Source organism: Agrobacterium rubi TR3 = NBRC 13261 (assembly GCF_000739935.1).
Lineage (GTDB): Bacteria > Pseudomonadota > Alphaproteobacteria > Rhizobiales > Rhizobiaceae > Agrobacterium > Agrobacterium rubi.
Map to the genome: position 1 here is coordinate 183,746 of NZ_BBJU01000023.1, position 17,742 is coordinate 201,487.

Consider the following 17,742-nt stretch of genomic DNA (forward strand, 5'->3'; position numbering starts at 1 on the left):
CTCACTTCGCCTGCAGCGTCGATAACTCCGCTTCCGTCTCGTAATGCAACCCATCTGGACGGTAATCGATCTGCGATGCTCTCTGCCCTGCACCGAGACCAATTTCGATCAGCCGGGTGCCGAACCCGCGTTGCTGCGGCGGTGTCACCGGTGGGCCACCAGCTTCCGTCCACTTGAATTTCAGCATTCTGGGCGCGTCCGAAGAGTCCCTTTCGATGCTCCAAGTAATCTCCACCTGTCCCTCGGGCACCGAAAGGGCACCATATTTTAGAGCGTTGGTGGAAAGCTCGTGGAGGACTAGGGAGAGAGCGAGCGACGCCTGCGGGCCAAGCCGCACTTCCGGTCCGTTCGCGCTGATCCGGTCACTCCCGGCATGGATCGATGTCGCCGATGCCACGAGTTCGTCAACGGGGGCGGCATCACGGTGTCCGGTCAACAATGTTTCATGCGCCGTGGCAAGCGCGTTGATACGCGGCGCCAACGTCTGTTGCGCGGATTTGACATCCGGCGCAGATCGCAACGTCTGACTGACAATGGACTGCACAATGGCGAGAGAATTCTTCAACCGGTGCGAAAGCTCTCGGTTGAGCAAGGCGCGACGTTCTTCGGCCTGCTTGCGATCCTCGACATCGATGACCAGTGCCAGCGTCGCCAGAATGCCGCCGTTCTGGTCTTTCACAGGTGTGGTCGTCACTTCGTATCTGCGGGTTTCACCCCGTTCGTTTTGATGCTCTATAAGGCGTTCGACCTCCGTCTCACCCGGAGCGAACAAGTCGAGCGCGGCGACCCCGCCCTGTTTCTTCACCTGGAGACCAAACATCTGCTCGAGCCTAGTGTTGATCGTCTCTTGGCCATCGGCGTAGACGATCGATATCCCGATCGGTGCCTGCTGCACTACGGCTTCCAGCAGACCGCGTTCGACATGAAGCTGCTTTTGGCTCTCGCGAAGTTCCGCTTCTGCTTTTTGCAGCCGCGTCAGATCCAGCATCGCGCCTATCATCCGGCGCGGGCGACCCTGTTCGTCACGAATGACATGACCCCGGTCAAAGACGGGAGCATAGGTTCCATCGGAACGCCTGAAACGGTAACCATCGGTCCATTCGGTCTCTGTCCCGTCGATGATGGCGTGGATCGAATGATCGATCCTTTGGCGGTCATCGGGATGAATATGATCGATCCACCATGCACCGGTCGGCTCCACCGTCTCGGGTTGATGGCCGTAAGCCGTGGTGAGAGCCTCGTTCCACAAAACGAAATTGGTTTCGAAATCCCAATCCCAGATCGCATCATTCGTTGCCCGGCTGGCAAATCGATAGCGCTCTTCCGTCTCGCGTAAGCGCCGTTGCGCCTCACCCGCTCGGGTAATGTCTCTCACCGTGCCGATGAAGCGAAGCGCGTTCGTGCCCTGAAAGAATGTCCTGCCTTTGGCGGCAACCCATCGTTCCACCCCGTCGGCCAGACCGATGGTGCGGTATTCGATGTCATAGCCACCCTCGCTCTGAGGGTCGATCGCGGCCATGACCGCTTCATGTGTTCTCTCCCGGTCATCGGGATGCAGTCCGGTTAGAAAGGTTTGGTAATCCACGGGGGAATCGGGCGGCAACCCGAACAATGTACGGCAACGGTCATCCCACACCAGAGAATCGCCAATCAGGTCGTAATCGAAGGTCCCCATCTCCGTTGCGTCGAGGGCCAGCTCCAATGTCTCCTGCGCCTTGCGCAGTTTTTCTTCGGCTTCCTTGCGCGCGGTGATATCGCGCGTGACGCCGATGAAGCCTATGGGGCGTCCATTGTCATCGAACTGAAAATCACCCTTCCGCGCGATCCAGCGGATTTCACCGCTATCTGCCTTGCGAATGCGATATTCGACATCCGTCGGCGCTTCACCCGTCCGACGATTGGCCTGATGCGATACCAGTGTATCGTCCACCGGGATCACCAAGCGTTCGAAATCTTCGGCCGGACGCTCATCGACATGATCGAGGCCGAAGGTTCTCGAGAATTCCGGCGTTCCCTTGACGGTGTTGGCATCGATATCGAGGGAGAAAAGCCCAACGCCGCCAGCCGTCTGCGCAGCGGCCAGCTTTTCTGATACTTCCTGATACTGCGCCTGATCCTTTATGCGCTCTGCAAGCATACGCGTGCGATCAACGGCCAGTTTGCCCAACTCAAGCTGCATCATGACCTGGCGCGCCAGAGCCTCAAGCCCTGTTCGTTGCGATGCGGTCAGGCCTTGCAAACGCGGCGTGTGATCCAGCACGCACAATGTCCCCAGCACCTGGCCGGTAGACGTAATGAGCGGCGCGCCTGCGTAAAAACGGACATGAGGCGCGCTCACGACCAAAGGGTTACTTGCTGTGCGCGGATCTTTCGTAAGGTCTGGGACCTCCAGGATTTCGCTCATGCCCAATGCATGGCGACATACGGAGCTTTCCAGGTTCGTCTCGCAAGGCTCGAACCCTTTGCGCGCCTTGAACCATTGCCGGTCACTATCAACGAAACTCACGAGAGCTACAGGCGCATCACACAACAGCGTTGCCAGAGTGACAATGTCATCAAAGCCGGCTTCAGGCGGCGTGTCCAGTATGCCATAGGACCGCAACTCGGCAAGGCGCAGATCATTCGTTTCGTAAAGTGTCAAATTCGGCATCCGCTATGGGTAGCCCCTGCGGCGATCCCTTGAGCGACATAATGTAGTGTAAGAAATGCTTTCAGGAAAGAGATGTTCCGCAGCGCAAAACAGGGCCAGATCAACGTGGTGTTCGCCACATTCGTCGCACGTGGACTTGAACGGAAGCCACGGGGTCCCCATTCATGTGTAGACGAGATATTTTCCTGTTCTGGGTTGGAGCAACCGATGGCCGCAAAAACGTGGAATACCAGCACCGCTGGCGCGCACAACGCAAAGGATTTCGATGACAGTGCCGCGCGTCTACGCCGCCTGCGGCGTTTGTCGGGCATCGCACGTTTGATGGATACCGCCATTGGCATTCCCGGAACACGCCTTCGTTTTGGCGCGGACTCCGTGTTGGGTCTTGTCCCGCTGGTGGGAGATGGCGCTGGTGCGCTGGTCGGCCTTTACATCGTCAACGAAGCACGCCGCCTTGGAATTCCGCCTGAGAAACTGGCCCGCATGGTTGGAAATGTCGCGATGGATTCGGTCGTTGGCAGCGTGCCGGTGCTTGGCGACATATTCGACCTTTATTTCAAGTCGCACCGTCGCAACGTCGATATGATTTTCGACCATTTTGGCGTCGACCGGGATGACGTTCAGCGCAAGCGGTAATGCCGCACGTCAAGCCGATGTGTTTCACACAACGCTCATAAAAGAATGCGACCTTTCCTCCGCACGTCGAAAGCGGAGAGGTACATGCACGAGAAAAAACTACGAGAGATCGAAAAAATCGCCGACACGATCAAGGGGCTGGCAACGCCGGGAATGAAGCCGAAAGCCCTGATCGACGCCGTAAAACAACAACACCCGCATGCGACGAAAAAAGAAATCGCACGTGCCGCCTTTCTCAGTGTCATCCTGGCTGCCGACTACGATTTTGACGATACGCAGGCATTGCATGATCTGGCGATGGACACCCGTGACGAAGATCAAGACCAATCGACATAACTTTATGATTATGTCCTAAGATATTTGCCTTCCTGCCGGAACCGCCTGCTCAGCAAAACCCTTTACCGCGTGACATCGATAAAGGGAGTTTTCACCAGATGGCATATGTAGAAGCAAAAGACGGCACGCAGTTACACGTCAAGGACATGGGCCAGGGTAAGCCTGTCATCCTCATCCATGGCTGGCCACTGACCGGCGATATGTTCGAATACCAGACTGTGGCGCTGCTCGAAGCAGGCTTTCGTGTCATCACTTACGACCGCCGCGGTTTCGGCCAGTCCGGACACCCTGCGACCGGATATGACTACGATACCTTTGCAGATGATCTCTCTGCGGTGATCGACAGCCTCAACGTGCCAAACGTGTCACTCGTCGGCTTCTCGATGGGTGGCGGCGAAATTGCGCGTTATCTGTCACGCCACGGCGCGTCCAAGGTCTCCAAGGCGGTTCTTGTGGCATCTGTGGCCGGATACCTGCTCAAGGACGGGACCAATCCACATGGTGTGGACGAAAGCGTCTTCGAAGACATGAAAAAGGATATCCGCAAGGACCGGTTCGCATTCCTCCAGAGCTTTGCCAAGACGTTTTACGGCGTTGGCTTCGTCACCAGCCCCGTCAGCCAGGGCATTCTCGATTGGTCGTTCATCCTCGGCGTTATGGCGAGCCCGAAGGCTACTATCGAGTGCGTGAACGCGTTCGGCAAAACCGACTTCAGACCTGACTTTGCGGCGTTTACGATCCCAACGCTCGTAATCCACGGCACGGGCGATAAGACGGTTCCCATCGAACCATCGGGACGCGCCGCGGCCAACGGCATCTCGGGCGCAAAACTCATCGAGTATGATGGAGAGCCGCATGGTCTGTTTGCGACCGTTCCGGACAGACTCAATCAGGACCTCATCGAGTTCTTGGCATAATACTGAGGGCGCACGACCACATGGTCGTGCGCCCTTACTTTCTGAAAAGGGTGCAGCTCGACATAGTCGCAGCGCGCATTCGTGACACATTATCGCTGTCGAAACCACTTCAGCGAAATGACCCCAAGACCTCACTCACACGTCACCACCGCCTCCTAACTGGGACGCTCACCGTCGCGACGGAACTTCCCGCTCCTGGCCCGGTTCGACAATCAAACAGAGGTGACCCATGGACAAAAAAGCAAAATATGCGCGCTATGACATGCCCACGGGCGGCTGGGGCTCCATCAAATCGGTCGTACAAAACGCTGTCCGACAAAAAGCCGTAAAAACAACGCCGGGGCTGCTCAAGGATCACAACAAGCTCGGTGGTTATACCTGCACCAGCTGCGCTTGGGCCAAGCCTGGCAAACCGCATCTCGGTGAATTCTGTGAAAATGGCGCCAAAGCAACGTTCTGGGACCTGACATCCAAACGCACGACACCGGAATTTTTTACCCTGCATACCGTGACCGAGCTTTTGACGTGGGAAGACTTCGACCTCGAAAATGAGGGACGCCTGACACATCCCATGCGATATGACGCCACATCTGATACCTATCGCGAAGTCAGTTGGGCGGAGGCTTTTGCGGATATCGGGTCGAAGTTGAAGAGCTACGAGCCTGAAGCGGCCGTGTTCTATGCATCGGGCCGGGCATCGCTTGAAACGTCTTACATGTATCAGTTGCTGGCACGCCTTTACGGCAACAACAATCTACCCGACAGTTCCAACATGTGCCACGAGACGACATCGGTCGCTTTACCACAAAGCATCGGAACACCGGTCGGCACTATATTACTGGAGGATTACGAACACACCGACTGTATCCTATCCTTCGGCCAGAATGTAGGAACCAACGCGCCCAGATTACTGCATACGCTACAGGAAGTACGGGAGCGAGGCGCGCCGGTGGTCGTGTTCAACCCGCTGAAGGAGCGCGGCTGGCAGGCCTTCGTCGATCCACAGAACCCTGTCCAGATGGCAACCAACAGGCCGACCGATATTTCGACGCAATATTATCAGGTCAATGCAGGCGGCGATATCGCTGTTATCATGGGAATGGCCAAGTGTCTGTTCGAGTGGGACGACGAAGCCTTGGCAACCGGAACGGAACGCGTGATCGACGTGGCGTTTATCGCCGAACACACGCATGATTTTGCAGCCTTCGAAACCCATGTTCGCTCAACCGCATGGGCAGACATCCTCAACGCGTCCGGCCTGACCCAGGCATCGATTGAAGCCGCCGCCAAAACATACGCGAAAGCCCGTGCCGTCATCGCGATTTACGGCATGGGGCTGACCCAGCACCGCTACGGCATCAGCAATATCCAGATGCTTGTCAACCTCTTGCTTATGCGCGGAAACATCGGCAGACCGGGGACCGGGATTTGTCCCGTGCGCGGCCATTCCAACGTGCAGGGACAGCGCACCGTTGGGATATCGGAAAAGACCAAACTGGTGCCTCTCGATCGCCTGGCAGAGCAATATGATTTTGAACCACCGCGCAAGGATGGGCTCAATACGGTGGAGGCCTGCGAGGCGATTATCCGCGGTAACATCAAAGCATTTATCAGTCTGGGTGGAAATTTCGTGCGCGCTGTGCCGGAGCGCACGCTGATGGAAGAAAAATGGCGGGGCCTTGATCTTTCTGTCCAGATTGCCACGAAGCTCAACCGCAGCCATCTCATCACGGCAGCCACGACCTACCTCTTGCCAACATTGGTGAGAACCGAGATCGATGAACAGGCGACCGGACCGCAGATTGTGACCATTGAGGATTCCACAACGTGTATCCACTCTTCGCGTGGAAAATATCAGCCAGCTAGTGACGCTTTGCTGTCCGAGCCGCGCATCGTCGCCGAAATTGCAAAGCATGCGCTTCAGCCAAACCCAAGGATACCTTGGGCCGAATGGGTGGGCGATTATGCGAAAGTGCGGGACGCCATGGAGGCTACGTATCCGGATCAGTTTCAGGATTTCAATGAGCGCCTCGATATTCCCGGCGGGCTTCCCCGTCCTGTGCCAGCACGGCACCGCGAGTGGAAAACAGAGACCGGCAAGGCAAACTTCAAACTGCCAAAGTCGCTCAATGCCAGCTTCTCGACCAGTGATGACCGCGACATTTTACGGCTTGTGACACTACGGTCGAACGATCAGTTCAACACCGCGGTCTACGGCTATGACGACCGTCTCCGCGGCATCAGCAAATCGCGGATGATCATCATGATGAATGCCGATGACCGGGTTCGCTTGGGTCTTTTGAAAGACGCACGCTTTCGTATCACAACTGCGGTAGACGATGGCGTGGAGCGCATGCTGCCCGGAATGCAGGTCATCGACTATGATCTGCCACCCCGCACCTGCGCCGCCTATTTTCCGGAATGCAATTCGCTGATCCCGCTTTGGCAGCACGATGAGGAAAGCAAAACACCGGCAGCAAAATCCGTGCCTGTGCGGGTGACCGCATCCTGACACGGCTTCCAGCCAAAGAGCAGAGGGCGACCAATGCCACCCTCTTTACAAGGCGTCAAGCCTGAAGAAATCGCTCGGCAAGTCTTGCCCACATTGCCGCGCCTACGGTCAGACTTCCATCGGCAAAATCATATTTTGCACTGTGCAACGTCGCTGAGTTCACACCGTTGCCCAAACGCAGGAACGTACCCGGCTTATGCTCGAGAAAATAAGCGAAATCTTCGCTACCTGGGATAAGATTGCAGGTGGATACGTTTTCGGCGCCGACAAGTTCTTCGGCCACGGTGCGGGCAAACACGGTTTCCGAATCCGAATTGACGACGACGGGATAGCCGCGCTCATAATCGATCTCGATCGTCGCCCCGAACCCTTCCACGATCGAATGCGCCAGTTTGGTGATCCGCGCTTCAAGCACTTCACGGATGCCAGGTTCAAAGCAGCGCACGCTCAAAGCAAGCTTGGCGTATTCCGGAATGACATTGACGGCCTCTCCGGCGTGAATTGTGCCAACCGTGACCACAGCCGTCTGCGTCGGATCGATGTTGCGTGACACCACCGTCTGTAGCGAGACTACGAGATTACAGGCAACCACCACTGGGTCGACCGTCAAATGCGGGCGGGACGCATGACCGCCTTTGCCCTTGATGGTCATCTGTACCGTGTCGGATGACGCCATCATCGGCCCCGAGCGCAGCATGAAGGTTCCTTCTGCGGCACCGGGATGATTGTGGAGGCCGAAGATCGCATCGATGGGAAAGCGTTCAAACAGGCCGTCGTCGATCATCTGTTGTGCGCCGCTCGGCTTTCCGTTTTCCTCAGCCGGCTGGAAGATCAGCGTTACCGTTCCATCGAAATGGCGTGTCCTGGCCAGGTATTCGGCAGCACCCAAAAGCACCGTAGTATGGCCGTCATGGCCGCAGGCGTGCATCTTCCCCGGCGTCTTGCTGGCATAGGACAGTCCCGTTTCCTCCAGAATAGGCAGTGCATCCATATCGGCGCGGATGCCGATGCTCTTTTTGCCCGTACCATTGGTTAACCGCGCAACCACGCCGTGACCGCCGACATTGCGGGTGACCTCATAGCCCCAGGCTTCCAGCTTTTCAGCCACGAAGCGTGCCGTCTCAGCCTCTTCCAAGGACAATTCCGGGTGGGCATGCAGATATTGACGCGTTGCTTTCATCTCCGCTTCCATCGGCTCGATATCGGAAACGCGGGCATATTGATTGTCGTTGAGCATGTGAGTCCTCCAATATCTGGAAAAAGAGCGCCGGTCGAAAGACCGGCGCCAAGTTGGGGAGAAGTCGGGGGCGCTTGCCCTATAGAAAGCGGGACAGGAAAGCCTTCGTCCGCTCGTGTTGCGGATTGCCGATCACCTCATCCGGCTTGCCCATTTCCACGATGTGACCACCATCCATGAAAACGACGCGGTCTGCCGCCTCGCGGGCAAAGCTGATTTCATGCGTGACAACGATCATCGTCAGACCCTGCTTGGCCAGATCACGCATGGTGTTCAGCACTTCTCCCACCAGTTCGGGATCAAGGGCCGAGGTTGGCTCATCGAACAGCATCAGCTTCGGTTTGATGGCAAGCGCACGGGCGATGGCCACGCGCTGTTGCTGCCCACCGGACAGCTGTCGCGGGTAGTTCTTTGCCTTGTCTGCTAGACCGACCCGTTCCAGCAGTCGCATCGCATTCTCGGTCGCTGCAGCCTTCGTCTCGCCATGCACGCCCACAGGCGCTTCGATGACATTTTCCAGCACCGTCAGATGCGGATAAAGGTTGAAGCTCTGAAAAACCATGCCAATCTTGCGGCGTTGAGCGGCGATGGCATTTGCCGATAGCTTGACCAATCGGTTACGCTGCATGCGATAACCGATCTGGTCGCCATCCACATCGATTGACCCGCGATTGATGGTCTCTAGATGATTGATGCAGCGCAGGAAGGTCGACTTTCCAGAACCGGACGGTCCCAGGATGGCGACGACTTCGCCCGGCATGACATCGAGATCGATCCCCTTCAGCACTTCCAACTGGTCATAGGACTTGTGTACATTGTGTGCCCTGACCAGCGGTTCTCTCGTCTCAGCGGCGATCAATGGCTTGCCTCCTCGATAAGCGCCGGTGCGGCAGGCTTGGCGGTGGGGTCACTGCGACGGTCACCGCGGCTGTAATACCGCTCGATATAGGCCTGACCAACATTGAGGACGGACGTGATCAGCAAATACCAGATCACCGCAACCAGCAGCATCGGGATAATCTCGAAGGTCCGGTTATAGATCGACTGCACAGAATAGAGCAGATCGGCCATCGCGATGACACTGACCAGCGAGGTCGCCTTGATCATACTGATCAACTGGTTGCCGGTGGGCGGCACGATGGAGCGCATGGCTTGCGGGATGATAATGCGACGAAGGGCGCGCGCCCGCGTCATGCCGAAAGCTTGGGCGGTTTCAGCCTGACCGCGATCGACCGACAACAGCCCGCCACGAATGATTTCTGCCATATAGGCGGCTTCGTTCAGGGCAAGACCGACGATGGCAGCCGTCATCGGCGTGATCACTGAATTGGTGTCCCAACTGGCCAGCGTCGGACCGAAGGGAATGGAGATGGAAAGCTCTGGGAACAGCGTCGACATATTGTACCAGAAGATCAGCTGTACCAGCAGCGGCGTTCCGCGGAAAAACCAGATGAACAGCGATGCAGAAGAACTGGCCAGACGATCGGTCGACATGCGCGCAATCGCCAGCAACAGTCCCAGGATCACGCCGATGATCATCGCGACCACGGTCAGCCCGAGGCTGACATAAAGGCCCTGAATGACGGTCGGATCGAAGAAATAGGCCGCGACGACAGACCAGCCAAAATTCTCGTTATTGGCGACGATCCAGGCGAAGTTGACGACGAAAAGCGCGATGATCGCCCACAGCGCAAAACGGTCATAGCGAAAGGGCGTGTGGGCATTGGCAACATCTCTCGATGACACATCGCCGGTTGGCGATGCGCTGGTTCTCACTGCGGTGCTCATTGTGGCAACATCCCGCCGAGATTGATGCCCGGCTCTTTCAGCGCATTGTTTTCAAGGCCCCACTTTTTCATGATCGCGGCATAGGTGCCGTTGTCCATCAGGACTTTGATGCCATCACGCAGCACTTCTGCCAGCGGCGAACCCTTAGGGACCACTGCTCCCTGATAAAGGCTATCGAAGCCGTTTTTCTCACCAACGCCCGTCAGTTCCAGCTGGCCGTTCGCCTGGCTGACGAAATACGTCAGTGGCGCCTGCGACGAGAAGAAGGCGTCCGAACGCTTGGAGCGCACTGCGAGAATGGAGCTTGGCTGGTCGCTAAAGGACTGGACTTCAAGCGCCTTGCCGTCCGCTTTGCATTTTTCGTTCTGCGCCTGAATGACACGTTCTGCCGACCCGCCCGCCATCACCGCGATGCGATGGCCGCATGCGGTATCGAGTGACACAATGCCTTTGGGGTTGCCTTTTTGAACCGCAAAGACAACGAACTCCTGCACCCAGTCAACGAAGTCGTTGGACTCTTCGCGGCTCTTGAAATCGCCGACTGGGCCAAATGCGAACTGGTATCGGCCTGAATTCACGCCTGCAAGAAGTGCTGGCAGACCGCCCACTGTCGCATGGTCGATCTTGACGCCGAGAACCTGTCCGAGCGCTTCAGTCAGATCGGCGCTGGCGCCCGTCATTTCCGTGCCGGTCACGATTTCATAGGGCGGAAACGAGCCGTTGTTGACCGAGGTCATCTTGCCAGCGGTACGGATTTTTTCCGGCAAACGCGCATGCAACGCCTCGTCCTTCTTCTGGGCCGGAATCGCCGCACCCTGAGCAAAGCTCATCGTTGCCGACAGCAGACCCGCGAGCATGGTCGATGTGAACATTCTTATTGCCATTTTTAGCATTCCCCTTGTTCGTATGTTCGTTTTCTAGGCTGTTTATGCAAATTTCGGAAAGAGGTCTGCGGGCGAAAGAAGACGCGGCATGATTTTCTGTTCGTATAGCTCTTCAGCGAAATCGGAGATCATCCTCTCATTGGCCGCCAGCCCGCTCTTGCTCCAGCCAGAAGGCAGATCGGCTGCGCAGCGGCTTAGCTCATCGATCATCCACGGCGTCGTGTCGGCGTATTTTTCGCGTTTGGCCAGCCAGATGCGCTGTGACTCGTCAATCATATCGCTGAGTTCTTCCATGACCCATGGATTGTCCGCAACGATCTGCGCTTTGATGCCGATCAGATGCATGCCGGGGACGTAACCGACATCGTTGAGATAGGCAATTTCGGACGCGCGATAATCAGCCAGCACCTGACGGAAGGGCGAGGCCTTGTCGAAGAAACCTTCTGGCATGAAGGGCGTGAAAATTGCATCCAGCCCGCCGTCGCGTAGAAGCTCGACCATCGGGCGCTCTCCGGGCGCAGCCTCGATCCGACCTTGCCGGCCAAAGCCGTCAAGCCGATCGGTGATCGGATGTGCTGCGGTCAGGCGGCCAGCATACCACATTGCGTCTTCCACGCCGACACCTTCGCGACGAACCGCAGCACGCGTCCATGTATTGCCGGAATCCCGCCAGCCCGTGAGGCCGATTTTTTTGCCAGCAAGATCGCTGAGGTGACGAACGGAGCTTTCCTGGGTGGTGATAATGCAGCGGTGGCGGAAACCCCGCATGATGAAATTAGGAATACCGATGACAGTGTCATCGCCATCATGGCGCATCTGCGCATAGCGACTAAAGGACATTTCGGCGGCGTCATGATGCTCGTCGGTCGCAATGTTCGACACGAGCGTGCCGACGCGGTCCACCTCGACCTGAAGGCGGGGAGACGAAACATCTCCTAAAACCAGCGGTGTCATATAGTCCCAATCGCGCAGTGCGAGGCGAAGTTTCAAAGGCATGTGCAGGCTCACAATTTCTGTCGATGGGGCCGAAATTAAATGTTCATTTGAGACATCACAAATGTTATTTTGTTATTGAACATTTAAAGGTGATTGAAAAATGAGCGACGTCATTTCGGCTGCCTGGTTTGCTGAAAAAATAACCAATCGTACGAAACGTGGAATAGCGATGGAAACCAGTGGCTTGGTGCGTGCGGGTGTCCTTCCATTAGGCACGCGTTTACCAGCAATTCGTGATATCGCCTATGAACTCGGCGTCAGCCCTGCCACCGTTTCGGAAGCCTGGAGCGACCTTCGCCAGCAGAAAATCATTGCCGGCCGCGGGCGAAACGGTACCTGGGTGTGCGGTGAACGTTTCGTTGCCAAGCCGGAACGACTGGCGAGCTCAGGCCATTACGGCGCAGGCTCCATCGATCTCACGCTCGCCGTGCCTGATCCCGCTCTCTTGCCCGAACTTGCGCAAGCCATGGCGCACGGGGCATCGGCAACCGGAACGAACAGTTATGAGCGCAGCCGGATCGTGCCGGAGTTGAGGGAAGCCGCCGAAAAGACATGGCCATATGCGGCCGAGGCGTTCTTGGCAACGAATGGAGGGTACAACGCGATCTACACCCTGTTACACGCGCTTGTGCGGCCTGGCTCCACGGTGGCCATCGAGCATCCCACAGCCATGCGCCTGCTGGATATTCTCGAGGATATCGGCGTGGTTATCCTGCCCGTCCTGTGTGATATAGACGGACCTATCCCTTCCTCGCTTCAAGCCGCGATGGAGCATAAGCCTGCAGCGTTCCTGTTTCAGCCAAGAATCCATTCTGTCACAGGGCGGTCGGTGAGCCCCGAACGCTTGGCAGCACTCGGCGACGTTCTCGAAGGGTCCGATACCTTGATCGTGGAGGATGACGGCACCGCCGACATATCACCTGCTCCACCGATGTCGCTTGGAACACGGTTTCCGGACAGGACGATCCATATCGTTTCCTATTCCAAGACACTGAGCCCGGATCTGCGGCTTGCTGTTTTGTCCAGCACGGCGGGTATCGTCGAGCAGATACAGTCCTACCGCAGCTTCAGTTCCGGCTGGACAAGCCGCATCTTGCAGGGCGCCACCGCATGGTTGCTCAACCAATCATCGACTTGGGACACAATAGCCCGCGCACGTGAGCAGTATCGCGAACGCTGCACCGGACTTGCCACTGCCTTGCGCGAGCGAGGCGTCAACGTCGAGAATGGTCAAGGCCTTGCGCTTTGGGTTCCCGTAGAGTCCGAACCCTTTGCGCTCGTCACACTGGCGGCCAGGCGCATTGCGGTTAACCCCGGATCGAAATTTTCCGTTATGCCCAGCAGCCACATTCGCGTCGCAACAAGCATGCTGACAGATCAGCGAGACGCGGTTGCTGATGCGATTGCTTTGGCCCATCAGCTTTGAGCATTCGAGACCAAAGCAACTGACACCCTGACCCCTCACCCTTCGAGAATTTCGGGGCGTGCGCGCAAGAATGTCTTTCTGCCAGCCTTCCAACCCGCATGTGCGGGTGCGATGGAGCGGATCGCCGCCCGTTGGTCAGGGGCATCGAGAATGACGAGATCAGCCGGCGCGCCGACTGCCAATCCATAGTCTGCACGCATGATGGCCGCCGCACGCCTGCTCACCATCGCAAAGACCTCATCGATATCCTCGTCTCGGGAGAGTTGCATGACGTTGGCGTACAGGTTTGCAATGCGCCCCAGCGAGGCATCACCAAACGGCGTGAAGGGATTGAGGATGTTGTTTGTGGCGATGGCTGCCTGCACTCCGTCTGCCAGCAGAAGATGCGCAGGCGTGACGCCGCGGGGGATGTTCGACTTGTTATCGCGTCCCATCAGAAACAAATCCGTGGCCGGCAGAACTGTGACAGCTATTCCGGCTGAAGCGATTTTGCGCGCGATGATCGACCGTTCTGCCGGATCGAGTGCTGACAGGTTGGTCACATGCCCGATTGTCACGCGGCCGCCATAGCCGTTAGCATGGGTCGCCTCGATGACAGCCGGCAAATCGGTTTTTGCTGGGTCCAGGCTGAAATCAAGATGGAAATCCACGTCGACATCATGGTGTCTGGCCAGCGCAAAAATCCGCCGGATATGTTCCTCTGGTCGGGGATCGGTATAGGGGCAACCGCCGATGAGATCGGCACCGTTGCGCAGCGCCTCGTCCAGCATCTCTTCCGTTTCAGGCTCCTGTGTCAGTCCCTCCTGCGCGAAGGCACATATCTGGATGTCGATTGCGAAGGCAAACCGCTCGCGCACGCGCTTGATCGCCGCAAATGAGCGCATGCCTGCGCGCGGGTCGATTTCGACGAAGGTACGCATGCGGGTGGTGCCGTGAGCAATGGCTTGCCGGACGATGGCAGAGGCACGCTCGAAGACGTCGTCTTCCGAAAATCCAGCCTTGGCCTTTGCCGTTTCGCGCACGGCTTCTTCCAACATTCCGGCGCAAATCGTGCAGCGCTCCAGAATGCACGCCTTGTCGAGATGAACATGGCTATCGACAAAGCCGGGAAAAGCAAAGTTACCCTCAACATTTTCCTCGGTCACGGCATCGCAGCGGAAATTCGCGCCGATCGCAGCAATGCGACCGTCCTTCACCGCAATATCCACCAACCCGTGCTGGCCTGCCAGGCGCGCATTTCTAAGAACGAGATCAAACAGCATGTCAGTCCTCACATACCAATGGCGCAGCCATCGCTGCGGGGATCATGCGCGCCATCGATCCATCCGTCCCCGTTCAATCGGATAACGCCCGCCTGCCCGGCCAGCGCACTCAGTGCCGGAATGGCAATCGTTTCATGGCCCATCGCCTGCAATTTGCCGATAACCTCATCTCCCACCGATGCCTCGATCTTGAGATTATCGCGGGTGTCGGAAAAGGTGCGCCCGAGCAAAAACCGCGGCGCAGACAGCGCCGAGAGCGGATCGAACCCGTGGTCGATCAGGCGGCTCAAAAGCAGGGTAAGTGTCTGCGGCTGCCCATCCGCCCCTTGCGTCCCATAGAGAAGATGCGGCTTGCCGTCTCTCAAGCCAATGCCGGGGTTGAGTGTATAGAACGGTCTTTTTCCGGGTGCCAGAACGTTGGGGCTTGCCGGATCAGTGCTGAAGGCCGCACCGCGATTTTGCCAGAGAATGCCGGTATCGCGGAGCAAGACACCGCTTCCCCAGTCATAATAGGTGCTTTGCAACACGCTGGCGCAACGTCCCGCGTGATCAACAGCGGCAAGATAAACCGTATCGCCGGTTTGATGGACTGCGGGCCACAGACGGGCAACGTGCCGGTCGATTGCTGCCGCCTTGCGTGACAGAACGGTCTGGTTCAACCACTCACCGCAGGCCTGCGCCACGACATCAGGGTCGGCAATAGCGCCCCGGTCGAGAAAGGCCTGTTTCACTGCCTCCACGCAGAGATGATAAAACTCGGCAGATGACGGGTCCACATTCGCCATATCGAAATTCTGCAACACGCCCATGATCCCCAGCGTCGTCATGCCTTGGGATGGCGGCGGCGGCGCCAGAAGTTCCACACCCCGATACACCATGGAAAGAGGATCGACCATCCGCGCAGCAGTCTTTTGCATATCACGCAGGCGGATCGGACTGCCGGCAGCTTCCAGACCGTTGGCGATGCGCTGGGCAAGCTCGCCCTCATAAAATTCGCGGTGGCCATGCAGCGCGATCCGCTCCAGAACCGAGGCCAGTTGCGGTTGACGCTGAATGCCCTCGGTGACGAAGTGTGCCTCGAAACCCGGCCAGTTGGGAATTTCAGCCGCACGAAAATCGTGCCAGTGCTTTTGCGACCGGCTGATCGGAACCCCCCGTGCCGCCAGCTCAATCGCATCGGCCAGCAAAGTTTCCAGGCTCTCTGTTCCATGCCAGGCCTCGGATGAATACTGTAAGGCTTTGCCCCAGCTGTCGACCAGCGCTGCGGTCGTCAGAGCCGATAGCGGTCCGCGTTGCGGGATGGCGTCGAGCACTGGCAGATGTTCCGCCGCCTGGCCGATCCCCATAATCGTCTGTCGCCGACCGGAGCCATCTGCCACGATCCATATCGCGTCTCCACCTAGCCCGCAGAAGTGAGGATAGAGAACCGTGAGCGCGGCGCCAGCGGCAATCACCGCCTCGATAGCCGTACCACCACGCCACAAGACCTTGGCACCTGCTTCACTCGCCGCGTCGTGCGGCGTGGTGATCATGCCCTGCCTCGAGCGCGCAGCTCTGTTTTCAGACTGACGCATGGATGCTCCTAATCGGACAGCGAAATAGAGAGGCTGAGATGTCGATCAGCCATTTGGAGCGTGTGAGTTTGGCCGAAGCGTAGACCGAGTCACGTCTACTAAGATTTGTCGCCATCGCTTCGGGCCGTCTTATGAATGCAATATGCCCATATATCCCACACACATTGCGGATAATCCAAATGTTAAATTGCAGGCGGTTTTTTTGGTGCGCAAGCCAACCAAGTCACGAACTACAATCGGCCTGTGGCGACGGCGCTGCTTTCCGTATAGAACGCAGTCTCAAACCGCAGAATGATGGCGCATGACGAGACGCCGCAGACCGAGGATCACCATTTGGCCCTTCCCAGCCCGCCTCTATCTCTCGACATGCTTGGCTGGTCTGATTTCTTCGCGGATCAGATCAAGCCGGACGAGGCGCATCTCATGCCCGCGCGTGTCGCATCGGTGCACCGCGCGCGCATCGATGCCATTAGCGTAGAAGGACCTCTACCGCTTGAGCTTCCTCCCAACTCCAACACGGCGGATTTTGCAGTGGGCGACTGGGTGCTGGCGGATCCGTTGACCGGCATGTTTGTTTCTCGTCTTCAGCGAAAAACCGTCTTTCAGCGGCGTCTGGAGGGCGGGCATGGCCACCAGCTTGCCGCGGCCAACGTCGATACGCTTCTGATCGTCACCTCCTGCAATGCCGACTTCAATCTTGCAAGGCTGGAACGGTATCTCATCATGGCCAATCAGGCAGAAACAAGTCCCGTTATCGTCCTGACAAAGGCCGACACCACTGACGAAGCGGCGGCATTCGAGCAGCAGGCAAAAACCCTTCAGCGTGATCTCGCCGTCGTCGTCTTGAACGCGCGGTCAGCCGATGCGGTCTCTCGGTTGCAACCATGGTGTGGTGCTGGCCAGACTCTGGCTCTGGTCGGCTCATCCGGTGTTGGAAAATCGACGCTGGTCAACACCCTCTCAGGCCTTGGACCTGAGGCGATGCAGAAGACTGGGACGATCCGCGAACAGGACGCCAAAGGCCGACATACGACGACGGCGCGATCGCTTCACGCCATGTCGGGTGGTGGCTGGATCATTGATACGCCCGGCATCCGGACGCTGTTCGTCAGTGATGCCAGCGACGGTATCGACACCCTGTTTGCGGAAATCACGGAGCTCGCGCCGCTTTGTCGTTTTCGCGACTGCACCCACGCGCACGAGCCCGGATGTGCCGTTCAGGCAGCGGTGGCGAATGGTACGCTCGACAGCGAGCGTCTGGAGCGCTGGCGAAGCCTGCTGGCAGAAAACAAGGATAGAACACCCGTGGCCAGCGGGCCGAAGGGCAATAAAATGATCAAAAAGAAGAAATACTGACTTATATCCCACCCGTGCCTTACATATTGGCTTCTATGACGGCCGGGTCCACCTTTCATATTAAAAGAACGTACCGGCCATTCAGGAAAACCCGCCAGAGCGTGGCCCATGAAATCCAAGGCACCTTTGAGAGTTTCACGTCACCACTGCACGTCAAGTAAGCTAACT

Annotated in this window: 14 protein-coding genes; 6 read left to right on the forward strand and 8 right to left on the reverse strand. The window is 57.4% G+C overall.

Features of this window, described 5'->3' with window-relative positions; all coding sequences use genetic code 11:
* Window position 1 precedes the first annotated feature (1 nt).
* Window positions 2–2,641 carry a PAS domain-containing protein gene (locus RRU01S_RS17700; RefSeq protein WP_165572242.1) on the reverse strand — a complete coding sequence of 880 codons (2,640 nt, stop codon included), beginning with the start codon at window positions 2,639–2,641 and terminating at the stop codon, window positions 2–4.
* Between the two features lie 216 nt (window positions 2,642–2,857).
* Here RRU01S_RS17700 and RRU01S_RS17705 point away from each other — a divergent pair, with 216 nt between their 5' ends.
* The 4 genes from RRU01S_RS17705 (at window position 2,858) to RRU01S_RS17720 (ending at window position 7,051) form a co-directional block, all read left to right on the forward strand.
* A complete protein-coding gene (locus tag RRU01S_RS17705) occupies window positions 2,858–3,286 on the forward strand; it encodes a DUF4112 domain-containing protein (protein ID WP_045231611.1) in 429 nt (142 codons plus the stop codon).
* An 84-nt stretch (window positions 3,287–3,370) separates the two neighbouring features.
* On the forward strand, window positions 3,371–3,622 hold the full coding sequence (locus tag RRU01S_RS17710; protein ID WP_045231612.1) for a hypothetical protein: 252 nt from the start codon (window positions 3,371–3,373) through the stop codon (window positions 3,620–3,622).
* Window positions 3,623–3,720: 98 nt separating this feature from the next.
* Window positions 3,721–4,539, forward strand: coding sequence for an alpha/beta fold hydrolase (locus RRU01S_RS17715; protein WP_045231613.1), 819 nt, complete (start codon window positions 3,721–3,723; stop codon window positions 4,537–4,539).
* Between the two features lie 229 nt (window positions 4,540–4,768).
* Window positions 4,769–7,051, forward strand: coding sequence for an FdhF/YdeP family oxidoreductase (locus RRU01S_RS17720; RefSeq protein WP_045231614.1), 2,283 nt, complete (start codon window positions 4,769–4,771; stop codon window positions 7,049–7,051).
* Between the two features lie 55 nt (window positions 7,052–7,106).
* On the opposite strand, the gene RRU01S_RS17725 is transcribed toward RRU01S_RS17720, so the two are convergent.
* The 5 genes from RRU01S_RS17725 to RRU01S_RS17745 all read right to left on the reverse strand — a co-directional run bounded on the left by RRU01S_RS17725 (window position 7,107) and on the right by RRU01S_RS17745 (window position 11,956).
* Window positions 7,107–8,288: a M20 aminoacylase family protein gene (locus RRU01S_RS17725; RefSeq protein WP_045231615.1), complete on the reverse strand. Its 1,182-nt coding sequence runs from the start codon at window positions 8,286–8,288 to the stop codon at window positions 7,107–7,109.
* 79 nt (window positions 8,289–8,367) lie between these two features.
* Window positions 8,368–9,147 (reverse strand): amino acid ABC transporter ATP-binding protein, encoded by a 780-nt coding sequence (locus RRU01S_RS17730; RefSeq protein ID WP_045231616.1) that lies wholly within the window; start codon window positions 9,145–9,147, stop codon window positions 8,368–8,370.
* The gene (locus tag RRU01S_RS17735) at window positions 9,144–10,076 is read right to left on the reverse strand and encodes an amino acid ABC transporter permease (RefSeq protein ID WP_045231617.1); all 933 of its coding nucleotides are present in this window, start codon (window positions 10,074–10,076) and stop codon (window positions 9,144–9,146) included. Before RRU01S_RS17735 ends, RRU01S_RS17730 begins: the two co-directional genes overlap by 4 nt.
* A complete protein-coding gene (locus tag RRU01S_RS17740; protein ID WP_045231618.1) occupies window positions 10,073–10,960 on the reverse strand; it encodes an ABC transporter substrate-binding protein in 888 nt (295 codons plus the stop codon). Before RRU01S_RS17740 ends, RRU01S_RS17735 begins: the two co-directional genes overlap by 4 nt.
* Window positions 10,961–11,002: 42 nt before the next feature.
* Window positions 11,003–11,956, reverse strand: coding sequence for a substrate-binding domain-containing protein (locus RRU01S_RS17745; protein WP_045231619.1), 954 nt, complete (start codon window positions 11,954–11,956; stop codon window positions 11,003–11,005).
* A gap of 100 nt (window positions 11,957–12,056) precedes the next feature.
* On the opposite strand from RRU01S_RS17745, the gene RRU01S_RS17750 reads away from it, so the two are divergent.
* Window positions 12,057–13,382, forward strand: coding sequence for an aminotransferase-like domain-containing protein (locus tag RRU01S_RS17750; protein WP_045231620.1), 1,326 nt, complete (start codon window positions 12,057–12,059; stop codon window positions 13,380–13,382).
* Window positions 13,383–13,417: 35 nt separating this feature from the next.
* Here the strand turns inward: RRU01S_RS17750 and RRU01S_RS17755 are convergent, their stop codons facing one another.
* Window positions 13,418–14,644 (reverse strand): amidohydrolase family protein, encoded by a 1,227-nt coding sequence (locus RRU01S_RS17755; RefSeq protein WP_174447695.1) that lies wholly within the window; start codon window positions 14,642–14,644, stop codon window positions 13,418–13,420.
* Between the two features lie 8 nt (window positions 14,645–14,652).
* Window positions 14,653–16,218, reverse strand: a complete 1,566-nt coding sequence (locus tag RRU01S_RS17760; RefSeq protein ID WP_234936188.1) for a gamma-glutamyltransferase family protein — start codon at window positions 16,216–16,218, stop codon at window positions 14,653–14,655.
* A gap of 366 nt (window positions 16,219–16,584) precedes the next feature.
* Between RRU01S_RS17760 and rsgA the strand changes: the two genes are divergently transcribed.
* Complete coding sequence (rsgA, locus tag RRU01S_RS17765) at window positions 16,585–17,574, forward strand: ribosome small subunit-dependent GTPase A (protein ID WP_234936192.1); 990 nt, start codon at window positions 16,585–16,587, stop codon at window positions 17,572–17,574.
* Window positions 17,575–17,742: the final 168 nt, after the last annotated feature.